This is a genomic window from Shimwellia blattae DSM 4481 = NBRC 105725, from assembly GCF_000262305.1.
GTDB classification, from domain to species: Bacteria; Pseudomonadota; Gammaproteobacteria; order Enterobacterales; family Enterobacteriaceae; genus Shimwellia; species Shimwellia blattae.
The window spans coordinates 3,454,436-3,474,244 of sequence record NC_017910.1 but is presented as its reverse complement, the minus strand read 5'-3'; the positions used below and the strand labels follow the sequence as shown (position 1 = coordinate 3,474,244).

The 19,809-nt window shown below is 57.2% G+C and carries 18 protein-coding genes, 1 pseudogene and 1 other annotated feature; of the genes and pseudogenes, 13 read left to right on the top strand and 6 right to left on the bottom strand.

What is annotated here, in order from left to right; all coding sequences use genetic code 11:
• Positions 1-118: 118 nt before the first annotated feature.
• A complete protein-coding gene (nadR, locus tag EBL_RS16265) occupies positions 119-1,345 on the top strand; it encodes a multifunctional transcriptional regulator/nicotinamide-nucleotide adenylyltransferase/ribosylnicotinamide kinase NadR (protein WP_002444020.1) in 1,227 nt (408 codons plus the stop codon).
• Positions 1,346-1,380: 35 nt separating this feature from the next.
• Here nadR and EBL_RS16260 read toward each other — a convergent pair whose 3' ends face one another.
• Positions 1,381-2,382, bottom strand: coding sequence for a zinc-binding alcohol dehydrogenase family protein (locus EBL_RS16260; protein WP_002444018.1), 1,002 nt, complete (start codon positions 2,380-2,382; stop codon positions 1,381-1,383).
• A 130-nt stretch (positions 2,383-2,512) separates the two neighbouring features.
• Here EBL_RS16260 and EBL_RS16255 point away from each other — a divergent pair, with 130 nt between their 5' ends.
• On the top strand, positions 2,513-3,427 hold the full coding sequence (locus EBL_RS16255) for a LysR family transcriptional regulator (RefSeq protein ID WP_002444016.1): 915 nt from the start codon (positions 2,513-2,515) through the stop codon (positions 3,425-3,427).
• A 70-nt stretch (positions 3,428-3,497) separates the two neighbouring features.
• On the opposite strand, the gene ettA is transcribed toward EBL_RS16255, so the two are convergent.
• Positions 3,498-5,168, bottom strand: coding sequence for an energy-dependent translational throttle protein EttA (gene ettA, locus EBL_RS16250; protein WP_002444013.1), 1,671 nt, complete (start codon positions 5,166-5,168; stop codon positions 3,498-3,500).
• A 236-nt stretch (positions 5,169-5,404) separates the two neighbouring features.
• Between ettA and sltY the strand changes: the two genes are divergently transcribed.
• Together sltY and trpR are read left to right on the top strand one after the other, a co-directional pair.
• Positions 5,405-7,339, top strand: a complete 1,935-nt coding sequence (sltY, locus tag EBL_RS16245; protein WP_002444011.1) for a murein transglycosylase — start codon at positions 5,405-5,407, stop codon at positions 7,337-7,339.
• A gap of 55 nt (positions 7,340-7,394) precedes the next feature.
• The gene (gene trpR, locus EBL_RS16240) at positions 7,395-7,724 is read left to right on the top strand and encodes a trp operon repressor (RefSeq protein WP_002444009.1); all 330 of its coding nucleotides are present in this window, start codon (positions 7,395-7,397) and stop codon (positions 7,722-7,724) included.
• On the opposite strand, the gene yjjX is transcribed toward trpR, so the two are convergent.
• Positions 7,715-8,230, bottom strand: a complete 516-nt coding sequence (yjjX, locus tag EBL_RS16235) for an inosine/xanthosine triphosphatase (RefSeq protein WP_002444007.1) — start codon at positions 8,228-8,230, stop codon at positions 7,715-7,717. The two genes, trpR and yjjX, sit on opposite strands and share 10 nt — an antisense overlap.
• Positions 8,231-8,280: 50 nt before the next feature.
• Between yjjX and gpmB the strand changes: the two genes are divergently transcribed.
• A complete protein-coding gene (gene gpmB / locus EBL_RS16230) occupies positions 8,281-8,928 on the top strand; it encodes a 2,3-diphosphoglycerate-dependent phosphoglycerate mutase GpmB (protein ID WP_002444005.1) in 648 nt (215 codons plus the stop codon).
• Here gpmB and robA read toward each other — a convergent pair.
• On the bottom strand, positions 8,925-9,794 hold the full coding sequence (gene robA, locus EBL_RS16225; RefSeq protein ID WP_002444003.1) for an MDR efflux pump AcrAB transcriptional activator RobA: 870 nt from the start codon (positions 9,792-9,794) through the stop codon (positions 8,925-8,927). The two genes, gpmB and robA, sit on opposite strands and share 4 nt — an antisense overlap.
• A 203-nt stretch (positions 9,795-9,997) precedes the next feature.
• Between robA and creA the strand changes: the two genes are divergently transcribed.
• Positions 9,998-10,471, top strand: coding sequence for a protein CreA (gene creA, locus EBL_RS16220; RefSeq protein WP_002444001.1), 474 nt, complete (start codon positions 9,998-10,000; stop codon positions 10,469-10,471).
• A 61-nt stretch (positions 10,472-10,532) separates the two neighbouring features.
• Here creA and arcA read toward each other — a convergent pair whose 3' ends face one another.
• On the bottom strand, positions 10,533-11,249 hold the full coding sequence (gene arcA / locus EBL_RS16215) for a two-component system response regulator ArcA (protein ID WP_002443998.1): 717 nt from the start codon (positions 11,247-11,249) through the stop codon (positions 10,533-10,535).
• 98 nt (positions 11,250-11,347) lie between these two features.
• Here arcA and yjjY point away from each other — a divergent pair.
• The 7 genes and pseudogenes from yjjY to EBL_RS16190 all read left to right on the top strand — a co-directional run bounded on the left by yjjY (position 11,348) and on the right by EBL_RS16190 (position 18,971).
• A pseudogene (gene yjjY / locus EBL_RS20660) lies at positions 11,348-11,489 on the top strand (YjjY family protein).
• Between the two features lie 393 nt (positions 11,490-11,882).
• Complete coding sequence (locus EBL_RS16210; RefSeq protein WP_002443995.1) at positions 11,883-12,569, top strand: tRNA/rRNA methyltransferase; 687 nt, start codon at positions 11,883-11,885, stop codon at positions 12,567-12,569.
• A gap of 198 nt (positions 12,570-12,767) precedes the next feature.
• Positions 12,768-12,839, top strand: coding sequence for a thr operon leader peptide (thrL, locus tag EBL_RS20655; protein WP_071840856.1), 72 nt, complete (start codon positions 12,768-12,770; stop codon positions 12,837-12,839).
• Positions 12,775-12,893, top strand: a sequence feature (Thr leader region). Its footprint overlaps the gene before it by 65 nt.
• Positions 12,894-12,930: 37 nt before the next feature.
• Positions 12,931-15,393, top strand: a complete 2,463-nt coding sequence (gene thrA / locus EBL_RS16205) for a bifunctional aspartate kinase/homoserine dehydrogenase I (protein WP_002443992.1) — start codon at positions 12,931-12,933, stop codon at positions 15,391-15,393.
• Between the two features lies 1 nt (position 15,394).
• Positions 15,395-16,324, top strand: a complete 930-nt coding sequence (gene thrB / locus EBL_RS16200) for a homoserine kinase (protein ID WP_002443990.1) — start codon at positions 15,395-15,397, stop codon at positions 16,322-16,324.
• Between the two features lie 3 nt (positions 16,325-16,327).
• A complete protein-coding gene (gene thrC / locus EBL_RS16195) occupies positions 16,328-17,614 on the top strand; it encodes a threonine synthase (RefSeq protein WP_002443988.1) in 1,287 nt (428 codons plus the stop codon).
• Between the two features lie 991 nt (positions 17,615-18,605).
• Positions 18,606-18,971: a DUF2502 domain-containing protein gene (locus EBL_RS16190; protein WP_002464187.1), complete on the top strand. Its 366-nt coding sequence runs from the start codon at positions 18,606-18,608 to the stop codon at positions 18,969-18,971.
• 8 nt (positions 18,972-18,979) lie between these two features.
• On the opposite strand, the gene yaaA is transcribed toward EBL_RS16190, so the two are convergent.
• On the bottom strand, positions 18,980-19,756 hold the full coding sequence (gene yaaA / locus EBL_RS16185; RefSeq protein WP_002464185.1) for a peroxide stress protein YaaA: 777 nt from the start codon (positions 19,754-19,756) through the stop codon (positions 18,980-18,982).
• Positions 19,757-19,809: the final 53 nt, after the last annotated feature.

Below are 19,809 nucleotides of genomic sequence, written 5' to 3'. Positions count from 1 at the left end.
TCGGTTATCTCGTGAGCCAGATAACGTACCGGGCCGAAGCTGACCCTGCTGCCGTGAAGCCAGCGTATACCCGGCCAGCCCGTGCCCTGGACCCCCGATAACTTGCAGGAGGCAGTGAATGTCATCGTTCGAGTACCTGAAAAACGCCATCCGCCGTAAGGGCTGCACTCTGCAACAGGTGGCGGACGCCAGCGGGATGACAAAAGGCTATCTCAGCCAGCTGCTTAACGCCAAAATCAAAAGCCCCAGCGCCCAGAAGCTGGAAGCGCTGCACCGCTTTCTGGAGCTGGAATTCCCCCGCCGCCAGAAAAGTGTCGGGGTGGTGTTTGGTAAGTTCTACCCCCTGCATACCGGGCATGTCTATTTGATCCAGCGGGCGGGGAGCCAGGTGGATGAGCTGCACATCATCATGGGGTATGACGAAAGCCGCGACCGGGCGCTGTTTGAAGCCAGCGCCATGTCCCAGCAGCCCACCATCAGCGACCGGCTGCGCTGGCTGCTCCAGACCTTTAAATACCAGAAGAATATTCATATCCACGCATTCAATGAAGAAGGCATGGAGCCGTACCCCCACGGCTGGGACGTCTGGAGCCGGGGGATCAAACGGTTTATGGACGAGAAGGGGATCTACCCGAGCCGGATCTACACCTCTGAAGAGAGCGACGCCCGGCCCTATCGGGAGCATCTGGGCATTGATACGGTGCTGGTGGATCCCCGGCGCACTTTTATGGCTATCAGCGGGGCGCAGATCCGCGAAAACCCGTTTCGCTACTGGGAGTATATCCCTACCGAGGTAAAACCGTTTTTTGTACGCACGGTGGCTATCCTCGGCGGTGAGAAGAGCGGAAAATCCACCCTGGTGAATAAGCTGGCGAATATCTTCAACACCACCAGCGCCTGGGAATATGGTCAGGATTATATCTTCTCGCACCTCGGGGGCGAAAAGATGGCGCTACAGTATTCCGACTACGATAAAATCGCCCTTGGTCAGGCTCAGTACATTGATTTTTCAGTGAAATATGCGAACAAAGTGGTGTTTGTTGATACGGATTTTGTCTCCATCCAGGCGCGCTGTAAGAAGCACCAGGGCAAGGAGCACCCCTTCGTTCAGGCGCTGATTGACGAGTACCGCTTTGATCTGGTGATCCTGCTGGGGGCGATGGCCGATGAGCAGAACACCGGCGCCAGCGGCCCGCAGAGTAACCGCACCCCGTACCTTAACCTGCTGGAAGGTATGCTACAGGCCAACAATATGCCCTATGTCTGGGTGGATGAGCCGGATAACGACCGCCGCTTTCTGCGCAGTGTCGAGCTGGTCAAACAGCTGATGGGCGAGCAGGGCTGACAGCGAGCCCGTGGCGTAACCACGGGCTGTCAGACTCAGTATTCAATCACCACTTTGCCGCGCATGTGGCCTTCCAGAACCTGTTTATGGGCCTGTGTCAGGGTTGATACGCTCAGGCCGTGCAGGGTATCGCTCAGCGCACTGCGCACTTTTCCCGCATCCACCAGTTTTGCCACCTCATTGAGGATCTCACCCTGGCGTGCCATATCGGCGGTCTGATACATGCTGCGGGTGTACATAAATTCCCAGTGCAGGGCCGCAGATTTGGACTTGAGGAGATTCTGGTCCAGGGGGTGCGCATTTTCCACGATGCTGCAAATATGGCCCTGTGGCGCAATCACCTGGCAGACCGCATCCCAGTGGCCGTCGGTGTCGTTGAGGATGAAAATATAATCCACATACTTAAGGCCATTTTTCGCCAGTTCTCCCGGGAGATCGTGGTAATTCACCACCAGACTGGCCCCGCGATCCAGGCACCACTGGGCGGAATCTGGCCGGGAGGCGGTGGCAATAATTTTCACGTTACTGTGCAGCTTCGCGAAGGGGATCGCCAGAGAGCCCACCCCACCGGCCCCGCCGATAATCAGCAGGGTTTTATCGGCACCCGCTTGCTGAATATTCAGCCGCTCAAACAGCCCTTCCCAGGCCGTCAGGGCGGTGAGGGGAATGGCGGCAGATTCGGCCCAGCCGAGGGTTGCCGGTTTGTGGCCCACAATACGGGAGTCGATCAGCTGCTGGCTGGCATTGCTGCCGGAGCGGGTGATATCCCCGGCATAGTACACCTCGTCGCCAGGGGCGAAATTTGTCACCTTCTCCCCGGTGGCAATCACCACGCCGCTGGCGTCCCAGCCCAGGATGCGTGGCTCCTGAAGGCCATTTTTACGTAACCCCGCATGAACTTTAGTATCCACCGGGTTTACGGAGGCCGCTTTCACCTCGACCAGCAGGTCATATTCCCCCGGTTGCGGAACCGGAAGGGCGATTTCGATAAATTCAGCCGGTGATTGCGGATTAACGGCAACAGCTTTCACAGTCATGGGAATACCTCTTTAATTTGTCATACCCGTTGTCGGATGGGCGGGTTCAGTAAAGCCTAGTCTATGCGCGTGGCCGCTAAGTGATAAGATGGACAATCAGGAACTCACTGTTTATATGAGGCGAACAATCATGTTCCGACAACTTCAGGATATGGCGCTGTTTGCCCTGGTGGCAGAGTGCGGCAGCTTCACTGCCGCCGCCCGCAAAGCCGGGCTGCCGAAGTCCAGCGTCAGCCAGCGCATTAGCCAGCTGGAGCAGCAACTGGGGATCCGCCTGCTGAACCGGACCACGCGCCAGCTGAATCTGACCTTCGCCGGGGAGCATTATCTGGTGCACTGCCGGGAGATGATGGCCGCCAGCGAGCGGGCCGACTACGCCATTCAGCGCCTGCGGGATAACCCCAGTGGCCGGTTACGGATAACCTGCCCGGCGGGCATTGGCGCAACGCTGCTGGCCCGGCTGAATACGGCCTTTCATCAGCAATATCCGGATGTGACGCTCGATGTCAGCGTGTCGGATAATATCCGCGATCTGATTCAGGATGGCTTTGATATCGCGCTGCGAACCGGTAAGCCGCAGGACTCCTCCCTGATTGGCCGGTTTATTGGTCACTGCCCGCGCTTTCTGCTGGCGTCCCCGGACTATCTGGCCCGCAGCCCCGCCCTGGTCCACCCCCGGGATTTGGCTAACCACCAGTGTATTGGTCATCAGGCCTGGCGTGAGTGGGTACTGGAGCGGGATCAGCAGTTTTACCGCTACGACATTCCCGGCACCCATCTGACGGATAACCTGCTGTATGCCAGAGAGGCCGCCATCGCCCGGGGCGGGATCACCCTGTTACCGGCATTCCTGCTGAGCAACGAGGTTGAGCGCGGGCTGCTGACTCCGGTGCTGGAGGGCTGGTCCGTTCAGGGCAATGATCTGTATCTGGTCTATCCGGGGCGCAAGCTGAATGCCCCTGCACTGGCGAGCTATGTGGAGTTTGCACTGCAATTCGACGGGCTGACCCATTTTTACGGGAACACGTCAGCGGCGGGCGGGTAATGTCACCGGTAAAATCAGGTGGCTGGCGGAAGGCAGATAACCCCCTTCCGCAGGGAAGGGGGTAGTACGCTTAGCGGGCGGTCATGCGCTTGTACTTGATACGCTTCGGCTCCAGGGCTTCTGCGCCCAGGGTGCGTTTCTTGTACTCTTCGTACTCGGTAAAGTTACCTTCGAAGAACTCCACTTTGCCCTCATCCTGATAGTCGAGGATATGGGTGGCGATACGGTCCAGGAACCAGCGGTCGTGGGAGATAACCATCGCACAGCCCGGGAACTCCAGCAGGGCGTTTTCCAGGGCGCGCAGGGTTTCTACGTCCAGATCGTTGGTGGGCTCATCGAGCAGTAGCATGTTGCCACCCACCTGCAGCAGTTTCGCCAGGTGCAGACGGCCACGCTCACCGCCGGACAGCTCACCCACCCGTTTGCCCTGGTCGGTGCCTTTGAAGTTAAAGCGGCCAACGTAGGCGCGGCTTGGCAGTTCAAAGTTGCCGATCTTCATGATATCCAGCCCGCCGGAAACTTCTTCCCAGACGGTTTTCTTGTCATCCATGGCGTCGCGGAACTGATCCACTGAGGCCAGTTTCACCGTTTCACCCAGGGTGATCGTGCCGGAATCCGGCTGCTCAGCGCCGGTAATCATGCGGAACAGGGTGGATTTACCGGCACCGTTCGGCCCGATAATCCCGACAATCGCCCCTTTAGGCACCGAGAAGGAGAGGTTATCGAACAGCACCCGGTCACCGTAGGACTTGGTGAGGTTTTCCACATCCAGCACCTTGTCGCCAAGGCGCGGTCCCGGCGGAATAAACAGCTCGCTGGTCTCGTTACGCTTCTGGTAATCCACGCTGTTAAGCTCTTCAAAGCGTGCCAGACGGGCTTTGCCCTTGGACTGGCGGCCTTTGGCCCCCTGGCGCACCCACTCCAGCTCTTTCTCAATGGATTTACGGCGTGCCGCTTCCTGAGAGGCTTCCTGGGCCAGGCGCTGATCTTTTTGCTCCAGCCAGGAGGAGTAGTTACCCTCCCAGGGGATCCCTTCGCCACGGTCCAGTTCGAGGATCCAGCCCGCCACGTTATCGAGGAAGTAACGGTCGTGGGTAATGGCAACCACGGTGCCTTCGAAGTCGTGCAGGAAGCGCTCCAGCCAGGCCACGGATTCCGCATCCAGGTGGTTGGTGGGCTCGTCGAGCAGCAGCATGTCTGGTTTTTCCAGCAGCAGGCGGCACAGGGCGACCCGGCGGCGTTCCCCCCCGGAGAGGTTGCCGATTTTGGCATCCCACTCGGGCAGGCGCAGCGCATCCGCCGCACGCTCCAGCTGGTTGTTCAGGTTGTGACCATCGTGGGCCTGGATAATCTCTTCCAGTTTCCCCTGCTCGGCGGCCAGTTTGTCGAAATCCGCATCCGGATCTGCATACAGGGCGTACACCTCATCCAGGCGTTTCAGGGCACCTGCCACTTCGGCAACCGCCTCTTCGATGGATTCGCGCACTGTATGGTCTTTATTCAGCTGAGGCTCCTGAGGCAGGTAGCCAATTTTGATACCAGGCTGAGGGCGTGCTTCCCCTTCGATATCTTTATCGATACCCGCCATGATGCGCAGCAGGGTAGACTTACCGGCGCCGTTCAGGCCCAGAACGCCAATTTTTGCGCCCGGGAAGAAACTTAAAGAGATATCTTTCAGAATATGTCGCTTCGGCGGGACAACTTTGCCGACGCGATGCATGGTATAAACGAATTGAGCCACGTTGCGACTTCGCCTCTTTATATCGTGATATGAGATGATGATTTTTTACCAGGCGAAGTGTAGCCGTTTTCCTGCCTGAATCCCAGCCAGCGCAGCCCAAAGCGTTAATGACCCGGCGAAATCGTAAAATTGTGCGCGCAACATGGCGTCTGCGGAGCGGGACAGTTAGCATAAAATAAGTTTTTGATGACGGCGGCATGAGGCCGCGATGTGATCAATTGAATCGAGGAGTCGTTGTGGGGAAAGCCAAACAGATAATGTGGCGCGCGCTGGCCGCCGGGGTGTGTGTATTAACGCTTAATCAGGTTGCCCGGGCGGATTCACTGGATGAGCAGCGTAACCGCTACGCACAAGTAAAACAGGCCTGGGATAACCGCCAGATGGATGTGGTCGCGCAACTGATGCCCACCCTGCGTGATTACCCACTCTACCCGTACCTGGAATACCGCCAGCTGACAGACGATTTAGCCAATGAAACCACCATTGGCGTGGCGCAGTTTATTGAGAAGAACCCGACGCTCCCGCTGGCGCGCTCGCTGAAATCACGCTTTGTTAACGAGCTGGCCCGCCGCCAGGACTGGAACGGCGTGCTGGCCTTCAGCCCGGAGCCACCCCCGGCAACGGAAGCAAAATGTAATTTCTATTACGCAAAATGGAGCACCGGCCAGGGGCAGGCCGCCTGGGCAGGGGCCAGAACCCTGTGGCCCACCGGCAAAAATATGCCCGCTGCCTGTGAGTCTCTGTTTGCCAGCTGGCGCACCTCCGGTAACCAGCAGCCGCAGGAGTATCTGGAGCGGATCCGCCTGGCGATAAAGCAGGGCAATACCAGCCTGGTTTCCCGCCTGGCCAGCGATATGCCCCCCGGATACCAGTCGCTCTCGGCACCGCTGGTCTCTTTAGCCGGTAACCCCAACAGCGTGATGAGCTTTGCCCGCGCAGTACCGGCCACAGACTTCTCCCGGGATGCGGTGATCGCGGCATTTGCCAGTGTGGCCCGCCAGGATGCGGAAAATGCCCGGCTGATGTTACCGTCGCTGATTCAGGCCCAGCAGTTCACCGACAAGCAGGCCCAGGCACTGCATGAAGTCGTGGCCTGGCGGCTGATGGGGAACGACGCGACCAGCGAGCAGGCACGCTGGCGTGATGATGTGGTGATGCGCTCGGATGACGCATCGCTGATTGAGCGCCGTATCCGCATGGCGCTGGGAACCGGCGATCACGCGGGCCTGAATACCTGGATTGCCCGCCTGCCCATGGATGATAAACAAAAAGACGAATGGCAATACTGGCAGGCCGATCTGCTGCTGGAGCAGGGGCGTGATGACGAGGGTAAGGCTATTCTGCGTGAGTTAATGAAAAAACGCGGATTTTACCCGATGGCCGCCGCCCAGAAGCTGGGTGAAGAGTACACCCTGTATATCAATAAGCCACCGGAAGTGAACCCGGCGCTGGTGCAGGGGCCGGAGATGGCGCGCATTCGCGAGCTGATGTACTGGGGGCTGGATAACACCGCGCGCGGCGAGTGGTCCGGCTATATTGCCAGCCGCAGCAAAGATGAGCAGGGGGCGCTGGCCAGTTACGCTCTGGACCGCGGCTGGTGGGATCTGAGTGTGCAGGCCACCATCGCCGGTAAGCTGTGGGATAACCTGCGCGAGCGCTTCCCCCTGGCCTATAAGAACCTGTTTGAGCGCTACACCAGCGGCAAAGCGGTCTCTGTCAGTTATGCGATGGCGATAGCCCGCCAGGAAAGCGCCTGGAACCCGAAAATCGGCTCGCCGGTGGGGGCCAGCGGCCTGATGCAACTGATGCCCGCCACCGCCCAGCATACGGCCAGGATGTTCAGTATTCCGGGCTATAGCAGCCAGTCCCAGTTGCTGGATCCGGAGATGAATATCAACCTCGGCACCAGCTACCTGCAGTATGTTATCGATCAGTTCGGCAATAACCGGATCTTTGCGTCTGTGGCCTATAACGCAGGCCCGGGGCGGGTGCGCACCTGGCTTGGCAACAGCGCCGGGCGCATTGACGCCGTGGCCTTTATTGAAAGTATTCCGTTCTCAGAAACCCGGGGATATGTGAAGAATGTTCTGGCCTACGACGCATACTATCGCTACTTCATGGGGGGCAATACCACGCTCATGACAGACGCGGAGTGGCAGCGCCGTTATTGATTTGTCCGTGAATATGTTATGCTGCTGTACTTGTTGAATAGTACGGTGGCATAACATGACTCAACCTTCCCCTTATTCCGCAGAACAGGCCGAGCAGAGCCACCAGGAGTGGTTGCGCTTTGTGGATCTGCTGCGGGATTCCTTTGCTGACCAGCAGGCTTTGCCATTTCTGACCCTGATGCTGACCCCGGACGAGCGCACCGCCCTTGGCACCCGGGTGCGTATTATTGAAGAGTTGCTGCGCGGCGAGATGAGCCAGCGCGAGCTGAAAAGCGAGCTGGGGGCGGGCATTGCGACCATTACCCGCGGTTCAAATAGCCTGAAATCAGCGCCGCCGGATCTGCGGGCCTGGCTGGAAAAGGTGCTTGCCGCCCATCAGCGGTAGATGGCGTTATGAAACGGGCTGAGCGCCAGCACCACCGCCTGAAGATAAACGCTGCTGCGGGTCAGCGCGCCTGCGGTAAAGACACCTATTGCCCCTTCTTTGCGGCCAATCTGCTCGATACCGGTCAGCGCGGACATCACCGGGCCTAACGCTTCACCTTCCATGACCCGGGCCAGGACTTTTTCCGGCAGGGGCAGGGTGGCCGAACGGGCCTCACCGCGCTGGCTGTGGTTTTCCACCACCACCCAGCTGTAGGTACTTCCCTGATCGATACCCGCCTCAATGGCGACCCAGAAGTCGGCCTCCGGTTTAACCTGACGTGCGTTAATCACCCGCTGGCGGGCCCCCTGGCGCGTTTGCGCATCACCAATTGGCTGTTCCGGGACGCCGCTCCCGACGCTTACTGCCTCAATATGGCAGGATCCTGCCCCGAACACCGCTTCAAACCCCTGCAGAATTGCCTGAATTTTCGCCGGGTTTTTGGTGGCGGAGATAATGTGGTACATAATCACTACACTCACTTATTTGATATCAGGGCAGTATAGCGGATCACAATATGCTACAGGTATATCTTGTTCGCCACGGCGAAACACAGTGGAATGCGCAACGCCGCATTCAGGGACAGTCAGACAGCCCGCTAACCGAGGTGGGGGAACGCCAGGCCTGGCAGGTGGCTGAACGGGTCCGCAATTACGGCATCACCCATGTGATCACAAGCGATCTCGGGCGCACCCGGCGCACGGCGGAGATTATCGCCCGGGCCTGCGGCTGCGAGGTGATAGCGGATGCCCGGCTGCGCGAGCTGAATATGGGGGTGCTGGAGCAGCGTAATCTGGACACGCTCACGCAGGAAGAAGAGCAGTGGCGGCGCCAGCTGGTAAACGGCAACCCGGAGGGGCGCATTCCACAAGGGGAGTCGATGCTGGAGGTGAGCCTGCGGATGCACGCGGCGCTGGATGCCTGCCGGGCGCTTCCCGCCGGGAGCAAGCCGCTGCTGGTGAGCCACGGTATGGCGCTGGGCTGCCTGGTGAGCACGATCCTAGGGCTACCGGCCTGGGCAGAGCGCCGGTTACGGCTGCGTAACTGCTCGATTTCCCGGGTCGATTTTCAGCAGAGTGCCTGGCTGGCTAATGGCTGGATTGTGGAAACCGCCGGAGACGTCTCCCATCTGGACGCCCCGGCGCTTGATGAACTGCAGCGTTAACTTTTCACCGGAATCAGATATTCGCAGCGGATGCTGCGCTGATGATCGTGAACATTCGCCTCAGAGGCCGGGAAGAAGCGCTCAATATCCAGCCCTTTACGCCGGTTCAGGTTCAGCATTGGCATGCAGGTGCCGTAAATCAGCAAAATAAACGCCTGCAGACCATCGGCGGGGCCGTCGTAGGTGAACTGGACATAATCCCCGCCTTCCAGCAGGACGGGCTGGGCCTGGGGAATATGGCCGTTGGCCATTTCCGGTGTCAGGGCCGTGGTGTAGAGCACCCCCTGCTCGTCGTCTTTTTCCTGGCTGGGGAGTGATTCATGCAGGCCATACAGTACCGGGGGCAGTGACGGCGCATTTGCCAGGAACTGGGTCCAGAACTGGATGCGCATATCGCTGCGGAACTGGCTTATCTGCTCCAGGGAGCAGCTATAGTTCTGAGTTACACCCAGCAGGTGCATTTCCGGCAGAGTAACAAACTGTGGCTGCGGAGGGGTAAAGTCATCCAGGCGGATCGGCGGGCGGATACCAAATGACAGCCAGTCCGGGTTGCGGCGGTACAGGGCAGGGGTCTGGGCAAACTGTTTTTTAAAGGCCCGGGTGAAGGTTTGCTGGGAGTCGAAACGGTATTGCAGGGCGATATCCAGGATAGGGCGCGCGGTCAGGCGCAAGGCCACGGCCGCTTTTGACAACCGGCGGGCGCGGATATAAGCGCCAATAGCTTGCCCGGTGACATCTTTAAACATACGTTGCAGGTGCCACTTGGAGTAACCTGCTTTTGCGGCCACGTTATCCAGCGAGAGTGGCTGATCCAGATGGCCCTCGAGCCAGACAAGTAGATCGCGAATAATTCCAGCTTGATCCATATAATATTCCCATCCTGCTAACTCAGACTCATAACCAGGTTTCGATCATAGCATTTTTTGTTGTTACCGGTTTGAGAGTTTTTTTTAACAAGATGTGCGCTTCAAACCCTGCAATACTATTTAATAATTAATAATGTGATAATAAACCGATTTTTATGAAATCCCGTGAAATAATCGCTTAAATAATGAGCGTTGGTAATAATATGAAACAAAAAATCTTATGGTTGTCTGCGGCTTTTTTACTGGTAAGTCAGTCAGTTAGCGCCGAGCAGATCGGCTCTGTTGATACGGTTTTTAAGATGATCGGGCCGGATCATAAAATCGTGGTGGAGGCGTTCGACGACCCCGATGTTAAGAACGTGACCTGCTATCTGAGCCGGGCGAAAACCGGTGGTATCAAAGGGGGGCTGGGCCTTGCGGAAGATACTGCCGATGCGGCGATCTCCTGCCAGCAGGTGGGGCCGGTTGAACTGAGCCCGAAGATAAAAGCCGGGAAGGCGCAGGGCGAAGTGGTGTTCCAGAAACGCATTTCGATGGTCTTCAAAACGCTCCAGGTGGTGCGTTTCTACGATGCGAAACGTAATGCGCTGGCCTATCTGGCCTATTCCGATAAGGTGGTGGATGGTTCACCGAAAAACGCGCTGAGCGCGGTGCCGATTATGCCCTGGAAGGAGTGATCAGCGCAGATAAAAAAAGGCCGGGTTACCCGGCCTTTTTTGTGTGACGGTGCAGGGGTGATTATTCCTGCAGATCGCCGCAGAACCGGTAACCTTCACCGTGGATAGTGGCGATGATTTCCGGCGTATCCGGCGTGGATTCGAAATGCTTACGAATACGGCGGATGGTCACGTCTACAGTACGGTCATGGGGCTTGAGCTCGCGACCGGTCATTTTCTTCAGCAGTTCCGCACGGGACTGGATCTTGCCCGGGTTTTCGCAGAAGTGCAGCATCGCGCGGAATTCACTGCGCGGCAGTTTGTACTGTTCGCCCGCAGGGCTAATCAGTGAGCGGCTGTTAATATCCAGCTCCCAGCCGTTGAACTTGTAGCTTTCAACGGAACGGCGCTCTTCGCCTGTGGTGCCCAGATTCATGGTGCGGGACAGCAGGTTGCGGGCGCGGATAGTCAGCTCGCGCGGGTTGAACGGTTTGGTGATGTAATCATCTGCGCCGATTTCAAGACCCAGGATTTTATCGACTTCATTATCGCGGCCGGTCAGAAACATCAGCGCCACGTTTGCCTGCTCGCGCAGTTCGCGGGCCAGCAGTAATCCGTTTTTACCCGGCAGATTAATATCCATAATCACCAGGTTGATATCGTTATCAGAGAGGATCTGATGCATTTCAGCGCCGTCAGTCGCTTCAAAGACATCATAGCCTTCTGCTTCGAAAATACTTTTCAACGTGTTGCGTGTTACCAACTCGTCTTCAACAATAAGAATGTGAGGGGTCTGCATGTTTGCTACCTAAAATTGCCAACTTAATCGAAACAGGAAGTACAGAAGTCCCTGACCTGCCTGATGCATGCTGTGAATTAACATGCGCGGCCTAACATATGACTAAAGTACGTAATTGCGTTCTTGATGCACTTTCCATCAACGTCAACAACATCATTAGCTTGGTCGTGGGTACCGTTCCCTTTAGACCCGACGGTGTCAAAAACGGCTAATATCCTAACCATTTTAACAGCAACATAACAGGCTGAGTCGGTTCAGACGCCCAATAAAACTATGCTTCGTTGACATATATCAATTTCAATTGTAGCACGTTAACAGTTTGATGAAATCATCGTAGCGCATTGCTAGCCTAAGTCACATTTTTTTAACTTTCCACCACAGGGCGGGTGACGATAAAAAATCAAATCAGCGGGCAAAGTATGCGAAAATACCCCTCGATTTGTCCATGATAAACAATCATATATAGAAAAAATCATAATATGTTTCTATTGCGTTTAATATCATCACGGTGAAGACAATTTCAACTGTTATGGTAGTAGAACAGTGCCCTGCTTGTTGCTTCCAGGTAAATTTATGACGCGAATTATATCGCCACCCGGACGCGTCAGGCAGGTGACAGAGGGTTTAAAAAATATGCGTTTTTCCATTATCCTGGTGGCGCCAGCCAGAGCAGAGAATATCGGGGCGGCGGCCCGGGCGATGAAAACAATGGGGTTCAGCGATTTACGCATTGTGGACAGTGAGGCCCACCTGCAGCCCCAGGCCCGCTGGGTGGCCCATGGCTCTGGCGATATTCTGGATGCCATCCGCACCTTTCCCGATCTGAAAACCGCGCTGGCGGATATCGATTTCACCATTGCCACCACCGCCCGCAGCCGCAGCCGGTTTCACTACTACGCCACGGCGGAGGAGCTGGTCGGGCTGCTGGAAGAAAAACAGCACTGGGTTGGCTCCACGGCGCTGGTGTTCGGGCGTGAGGACGCGGGGCTGACCAACGACGAGCTGGCGCTGGCAGATGTTCTGACCGGCGTTCCCATGGTGGCGGACTACCCGTCTATGAACCTTGGCCAGGCAGTGATGGTGTATTGCTATCAGCTTTCGTCGCTGATGCGGGTCGCCGCGCCGCAAAGCCCCGCAGTAGATGCACAACAATTAGGGGCATTACGCCAGCGGATGGATAATCTGCTGACCACGCTGGAGGTCAGCGACGACCAGAAACTCAGCGACTGGCTGCAACAGCGGCTCGGCGTTCTGGGGCAGCGCGACACGGTCATGCTGCATCGGTTGCTGCATGATATCGAAAAAAAGATCCTGAAATAATATGCTGATTATATGGGCCATATTGCGCTGATGTTGGCGGGGTATGGTGGTATTTTTAGCAATTTTAACTGCCTGTTAGCGCTGTTTTAGGTATCTATGAAAAATACGATTTTGTGGCGGAAATCAGATTTTCGTTGACTTCAGTCGGCAGATACTTTAACCAATATAGTCAATTCTTTTTGAGAGCACACAACATCCATGATCCGCATTGGCCTGATGACCACCATCATTACAACCACCACCATTACCACAGGTAACGGGGCGGGCTAACGCGTACAGGAAACACAGAAAAAGCCCGCACCTGACAGTGCGGGCTTTTTTTTTAAGTACCGGTTTTAGACATGAGTTTAAGGGGATTCACATGAGAGTGTTGAAGTTCGGCGGTACGTCAGTGGCCAATGCGGAGCGTTTTCTCGCGGTTGCCGACATTCTGGAAAACAATGCCAGACAAGGACAGGTTGCCACCGTGCTCTCTGCCCCGGCTAAAATCACCAACCATCTGGTCGCGATGATTGAAAAAACCATCAGCGGCCAGGACGCACTGACCAATCTGAGTGATGCTGAACGTATTTTTGCGGAGTTGCTCGAAGGCCTCGCCGAGGCTCAGCCGGGTTTCCCCCTTGCCAGCATGAAAAACCTGGTCGGGCAGGAGTTTGCCCAGATCAAACATATCCTGCACGGCATCAGCCTGCTTGGTCAGTGCCCGGACAGCATCAACGCCTCTCTGATTTGCCGGGGTGAAAAGCTCTCAATTGCTATCATGGCGGCACTGCTACAGGCCCGGGGGAACCAGGTCAGCGCCATTGATCCGGTAGAAAAACTGCTGGCGACCGGCCATTACCTGGAATCCACCGTCGATATTGCGGAGTCTACCCGCCGTATTCAGGCCAGTAAGATCCCCGCCAGCCATATTATTCTGATGGCCGGGTTTACCGCCGGTAACGAGAAGGGGGAACTGGTGGTGCTGGGCCGTAACGGCTCTGACTACTCTGCGGCGGTCCTGGCGGCCTGCCTGAGGGCCGATTGTTGTGAGATCTGGACGGATGTGGACGGCGTTTATACCTGTGACCCGCGCCAGGTGCCGGACGCCAGGCTGCTGAAGTCCATGTCGTATCAGGAGGCCATGGAGCTTTCTTACTTCGGCGCTAAAGTTCTTCACCCCCGCACTATCTCCCCCATCGCTCAGTTCCAGATCCCCTGCCTTATCAAGAATACCGGTAATCCCCAGGCTCCCGGCACCCTGATTGGCGCCAGCAGCGATGAAGACGGCCTGCCGGTGAAGGGCATCACCAACATGAACAACATGGCGATGTTCAGTGTCTCCGGCCCGGGCATGAAGGGCATGGTAGGCATGGCGGCCCGGGTATTTGCCACCATGTCCCGCAACGGGATCTCCGTGGTACTGATCACCCAGTCCTCTTCCGAATACAGCATTAGCTTTTGTGTGCCGCAGAGTGACCGTCTGCGCGCGACCCGCGCGCTGGAGGAGGAGTTTTATCTCGAACTCAAAGAGGGGCTGCTGGAGCCGGTATCGATCGTGGAGCGGCTGGCGATTATCTCCGTGGTGGGTGACGGAATGCGCACCCTGCGCGGGATCTCCGCTAAGTTTTTTGCCGCGCTGGCCCGGGCCAACATCAATATCGTGGCCATTGCCCAGGGCTCTTCAGAGCGCTCTATCTCCGTTGTTGTGAATAACGACGAGGCGACCACTGCCGTGCGCGTCACCCACCAGATGCTGTTTAACACCGACCAGGTGATTGAGGTCTTTTTAATTGGTGTTGGCGGTGTGGGCAGCGCGCTGCTGGCCCAGATTAAGCGCCAGCAGGCGTGGCTGAAGAAAAAACATATCGATCTGCGGGTGTGCGGGGTGGCGAACTCCCGGGCACTGCTGACCAGTGTTCACGGGCTGGATCTGGAGCACTGGCAGGACGAGCTGGATCAGGCCAGGGAGCCGTTTAACCTCGGGCGTTTGATCCGGCTGGTGAAAGAGTATCACCTGCTCAACCCGGTGATTGTTGACTGTACCTCCAGCCAGGAGGTGGCGGACCAGTACGCGGATTTCCTGGAAGAAGGGTTCCATGTGGTCACGCCGAATAAAAAAGCCAACACCTCCTCCCTGCGTTATTACCACCGGCTGCGTAATGCGGCGGAGCGTTCACGGCGTAAATTCCTCTATGACACTAACGTTGGTGCCGGGCTGCCGGTTATTGAAAACTTACAAAACCTGCTGAGCGCCGGGGATGAGCTGCTGCAATTCTCCGGGATCCTGTCGGGCTCGCTGTCGTTTATTTTCGGCAAGCTCGACGAGGGGAGGAGCCTGAGCGAGGCCACCACCCTTGCCCGGGAGATGGGCTACACCGAGCCGGATCCGCGTGATGACCTGTCCGGGATGGATGTGGCGCGTAAGCTGCTGATCCTCGCCCGCGAAACCGGCCTGGCGCTGGAGCTGTCTGATATTGCCATTGAGCCGGTGTTACCGGCAGAGTTTGATGCCAGCGGCGATGTGGCCAGCTTTATGGGCCGCCTGGAACAGCTGGATGACGCTTTTGCCTCACGGGTGGCACAGGCCCGGGATGAGGGCAAAGTGCTGCGCTATGTGGGGGCTATCGACGAGCAGGGGGCCTGCTCGGTGAAAATTGCCGCCGTAGACGGTGACGATCCGCTGTATAAAGTGAAAAACGGCGAAAACGCGCTGGCGTTTTACAGCCACTATTATCAACCACTGCCGCTGGTGTTACGCGGCTATGGCGCGGGCAATGATGTCACCGCCGCCGGGGTATTCGCTGACCTGCTGCGTACCCTGTCATGGAAGTTAGGAGTTTAACATGGTCAAAGTGTATGCCCCGGCCTCAATTGGCAATGTCAGCGTGGGGTTTGATGTGCTGGGTGCGGCGGTTTCGCCGGTCGATGGCACCCTGCTGGGGGATTGTGTCAGCGTTGAGGCCGCAGAGACCTTTAGCCTGGAAAATGCCGGGCGCTTTGTGAGCAAGCTGCCTGACAATCCCCGGGAAAATATTGTCTATCAGTGCTGGGAGCGCTTTTGCCAGGAAATAGGCAAAACCCTGCCGGTTGCCATGAAACTTGAGAAAAATATGCCGATTGGCTCCGGGCTTGGCTCCAGCGCCTGCTCGGTGGTCGCCGGATTAATGGCGATGAACGAATTCTGCGGCAAACCTCTGGATGATAACCGCCTGCTGGCCATGATGGGGGAGCTGGAAGGGCGGATCTCCGGCAGCGTTCACTACGATAACGTGGCGCCGTGTTTTCTGGGCGGTATGCAGCTGATGCTGGAAGAGAACGGCATTATCAGCCAGCCGGTTCCGGGGTTTGATGACTGGCTGTGGGTGATGGCGTATCCGGGGATTAAAGTCTCAACGGCTGAGGCCCGGGCCATTTTACCGGCACAGTATCGCCGCCAGGACTGCATCCGCCACGGGCGCTACCTGGCCGGGTTTATTCACGCCTGCCACACCGGCCAGCCGGTTCTGGCGGCCAGGCTGATGCAGGATGTGATAGCCGAACCTTACCGCACAAAATTACTGCCAGGCTTTGGCGATGCGCGCCAGGCGTCGCTGGAGCTGGGGGCGCTGGCCTGCGGGATCTCCGGTTCCGGGCCTACGCTGTTTGCCGTTTGCGATGATCCGCAGGCCGCACAGCGGGTGGCGGGCTGGTTACAACAACACTATCTGCAAAATCAGGAAGGCTTTGTTCATATTTGCCGTCTGGATACGGCGGGCGCACGGGTACTGGGATAACGCATGAAACTCTACAATCTGAAAGATCATAACGAACAGGTCAGTTTTGCTCAGGCGGTGACGCAGGGGCTGGGGACACAGCAGGGGCTCTTTTTCCCTCATGAGCTGCCGGAGTTTGAACTCTCGGCAATCGACGAGATGCTTAACGACGATTTCGTCACCCGCAGCGCGAAAATTCTCAGCGCATTCATTGGCGATGAGATCCCGCAAAGTGAGCTGGCGTCCCGGGTGCGGGCCGCATTTGCGTTTCCGGCGCCGGTGGCGAAGGTTTCAGACAGCATCGGCTGCCTGGAGCTGTTTCACGGCCCGACCCTGGCATTTAAAGATTTTGGCGGCCGCTTTATGGCTCAGATGCTGGACTATATCAGCGGCGACAAGCCGGTAACTATCCTGACGGCCACCTCCGGGGATACGGGGGCTGCGGTTGCGCATGCGTTTTACGGTATGAAAAACGTGCGCGTGGTGATTCTCTACCCCCGTGGCAAGATAAGCCCGCTGCAGGAAAAACTGTTCTGTACCCTGGGCGGAAATATTGAAACCGTCGCCATTGATGGCGATTTTGATGCCTGCCAGGCGCTGGTAAAACAGGCATTTGATGACGAAGAGCTGAAACAGGCGCTGGGGCTCAACTCAGCAAACTCTATCAATATCAGCCGTCTGCTGGCGCAGATTTGCTATTACTTTGAAGCTGTCGCCCAGTTACCCCAGGAGGCGCGTAACCAGCTGGTTATCTCTGTTCCCAGCGGTAACTTCGGGGATCTGACCGCCGGTTTGCTGGCAAAATCCCTTGGCCTGCCGGTGAAGCGCTTTATTGCAGCCACGAATGCCAACGATACAGTACCGCGCTTTTTAGCCACCGGTGAGTGGGCACCCCACGCGACCCGGGCCACCTTGTCCAACGCCATGGATGTCAGCCAGCCCAATAACTGGCCCCGGGTTGAAGAGCTGTTCCGTCGTAAGATCTGGCGCCTGAATGAGCTGGGATCCGCTACGGTGGATGATGAGACCACCAAAGAGGCCATGCGCGAGCTGAACCGCCAGGGTTATGTGTCTGAGCCCCATGCGGCCATTGCCTGGCATGCCCTGAACGGGCAACTGGAGCCCGGTGAGTACGGGCTGTTCCTTGGTACGGCGCACCCGGCGAAGTTTAAAGAAAGCGTTGAGGAGATCCTCGGCCAGCCGCTGACGCTGCCGCAGGCGCTGGCGGAGCGTGCTGACCTGCCGCTGTTGTCCCATCAGCTGGCGGCAGATTTTGCCGGGTTACGTGCTTTCCTGCTGGCTAACCGCTAATTACTGATGGTTGCTTTTGATAACCCCCGCTTGCGGGGGGTTATATGATCCGGAATATGTCCGCTCAGTGAGCGGGTTCCGCTCCCCGATCCCCGGCATTTCTTTGTGGCAGCCGAACCTGGTCGCGTCCTAAAGGGGAATGCCGATTCCCCTTTAGGGATACCCCCGGCCCGCGGGGAAACTGTCGCTGCGCGATACGCTCTGCTGCGCCTCAATCCTGCGGTCCGGTCGGGATTCGACATCCTGTCTCAGCCCTCCCTGTGGCGGCCATCCGGGCCGCCACCCTGGTCTTTTCAGCTTCGCGCCGCCAGTTTCTTTTACGCGGGACTGGAAAACCCCTGCGGTAAAACAACACAGTTTCAGCGGCTGAAATGCCGCTGAATGTCAGTTAATGGCCGCGAGGGTGTTAAACCCCCGCATAAAGGCAATCGGCGAAAACGCAGGTGCGGCTCAAGGACTGGCTGCCAGGATGGCAGCCAGAAGGAAGGTTGAGGCATGGATGCCGAATCCTGACTGGTCCGCCAGAGCAAGCCGGAGTTGCAGCGAACCGCGCAGCGGCGATTGACCGCGGGCCGGCGAGGTCTCCAGGAGGGGGCCGGTCCCCCCTCCTGGAACGCGACCAGGTTCCGCACACAACATATGAGTGCCCATCGTAGGGGAGCGGAACCCGTTCACCGGGCGTTCATATGCCCGAACTAAAAGCGCCTGCGAATCGCTATTCGCCAAAACCACACTTTTGGGAAAAGGTTTTAGCCCTCACGGCTAAATGTGATGAATCTTTTTGACTGCCGCCTGATTTCTGGTAAATCAGCGTAAAGATCTGCCGGGATCATGAAGAGAATGTGGAGATAACTGGCAGGAATAGTGGATAACTTCTCATAACATGCGTTCGCGTGGAGATTCAGACAGCAGAGTATTATCAATCCTGGCAGGCCTGATATGATTCACCTACAGCCTGTAAGGCGAAGACAATACTATAAAGAGGTGAACTATGTTTAAGCCCCTGCTTCTTATTATTCCTCTGCTGCTGGGCACCGTGGGCGTTGCCCAGGCTGATGAAATCACCCTGTTGCCGGCCATTAAGCTGCAAATTGGCGATCGCGATCACTATGGTCACTACTGGGATGGTGGCCACTGGCGGGATCGTGACTGGTGGAACCGTCACTACCAGTGGCGCAACAATAAATGGCACCCGCATAAACCGCCGCACCGCTGGAAAGCACCGTCGCGCCCGCACGGTAAACCCGGATATCATGGTAAACCCGGGCATAATGGCAAGCCAGGATACCACGGGAAGCCCGGGCATAACGGTAAACCCGGCAAGCCCGGTAAAGGGGGCGGTAACCACCGCCGCTAACCGCGGGTTCAGCGCTGCTCGTAGCGCTTAAACACCAGCTCACTGTCTGTGGATGCGGCGGCATCAAAGCCATAGCCGTCGCTGTCGAACCCGGTGAGCTGCTGCGGCGAGGTGAGCCGGTTCTGGATGATATAGCGGCTCATCAGGCCGCGCGCTTTTTTGGCGTAAAAACTGATGACCTTAAACTTGCCGTTTTTCTCATCGAGAAAGACCGGTTTAATGATCCTGCCCTGCAGTTTTGCCGGTTTGACTGCCCGGAAATATTCGTCCGATGCCAGATTAATGACCACATCGTCCCCCTGTTCCTGCAGCGCGCTGTTCAGCGTGGTGGTGATAACATCCCCCCAGAAGCTGTACAGATCCTTGCCCTGCGGGTTTTCCAGCCGGATCCCCATCTCCAGCCGGTAGGGCTGCATCAGATCCAGCGGGCGCAACACGCCATACAGGCCGGAAAGCATACGCAGGTGGCGCTGGGCAAAATCAAAATCCGCATCGCTGAAGGTTTCGGCCTGCAGGCCGGTGTACACATCCCCTTTAAAGGCGAGGATCGCCTGGCGGGCGTTGTCCGGCGTAAAATCCGGCTGCCAGTCGTGAAAGCGGGTGGCATTTAACGACGCCAGCTTATCGCTGATACCCATCAGGGTGGCAATTTGCGGCTCAGACAGACTGCGCGCCACGTTAATCAGCTGCTGCGAGTAGTCCAGCAGCGCAGGCCGGGTAAAACGGGTGGTGGCAAGCGGGCTTTGGTAATCCAGGGTTTTGGCAGGCGAAATCAGGATTAGCATAGAAATTCCTTTGAATGAGACTGGCCCCACTGTAGCAAATTTCGCCGCGGGCA

Coding starts and splice junctions, on each gene's coding strand:
- yaaA (WP_002464185.1), bottom strand. CDS start 19,756: ATGCTAATCCTGATTTCGCCTGCCAAAACCCTGGATTACCAAAGCCCG.
- EBL_RS16190 (WP_002464187.1), top strand. CDS start 18,606: ATGTTTAAGCCCCTGCTTCTTATTATTCCTCTGCTGCTGGGCACCGTG.
- thrA (WP_002443992.1), top strand. CDS start 12,931: ATGAGAGTGTTGAAGTTCGGCGGTACGTCAGTGGCCAATGCGGAGCGT.
- EBL_RS16260 (WP_002444018.1), bottom strand. CDS start 2,382: ATGACTGTGAAAGCTGTTGCCGTTAATCCGCAATCACCGGCTGAATTT.
- trpR (WP_002444009.1), top strand. CDS start 7,395: ATGACTCAACCTTCCCCTTATTCCGCAGAACAGGCCGAGCAGAGCCAC.
- arcA (WP_002443998.1), bottom strand. CDS start 11,249: ATGCAGACCCCTCACATTCTTATTGTTGAAGACGAGTTGGTAACACGC.
- yjjX (WP_002444007.1), bottom strand. CDS start 8,230: ATGTACCACATTATCTCCGCCACCAAAAACCCGGCGAAAATTCAGGCA.
- EBL_RS16255 (WP_002444016.1), top strand. CDS start 2,513: ATGTTCCGACAACTTCAGGATATGGCGCTGTTTGCCCTGGTGGCAGAG.
- EBL_RS16210 (WP_002443995.1), top strand. CDS start 11,883: ATGCGTTTTTCCATTATCCTGGTGGCGCCAGCCAGAGCAGAGAATATC.
- thrB (WP_002443990.1), top strand. CDS start 15,395: ATGGTCAAAGTGTATGCCCCGGCCTCAATTGGCAATGTCAGCGTGGGG.
- robA (WP_002444003.1), bottom strand. CDS start 9,794: ATGGATCAAGCTGGAATTATTCGCGATCTACTTGTCTGGCTCGAGGGC.
- nadR (WP_002444020.1), top strand. CDS start 119: ATGTCATCGTTCGAGTACCTGAAAAACGCCATCCGCCGTAAGGGCTGC.
- creA (WP_002444001.1), top strand. CDS start 9,998: ATGAAACAAAAAATCTTATGGTTGTCTGCGGCTTTTTTACTGGTAAGT.
- thrC (WP_002443988.1), top strand. CDS start 16,328: ATGAAACTCTACAATCTGAAAGATCATAACGAACAGGTCAGTTTTGCT.
- gpmB (WP_002444005.1), top strand. CDS start 8,281: ATGCTACAGGTATATCTTGTTCGCCACGGCGAAACACAGTGGAATGCG.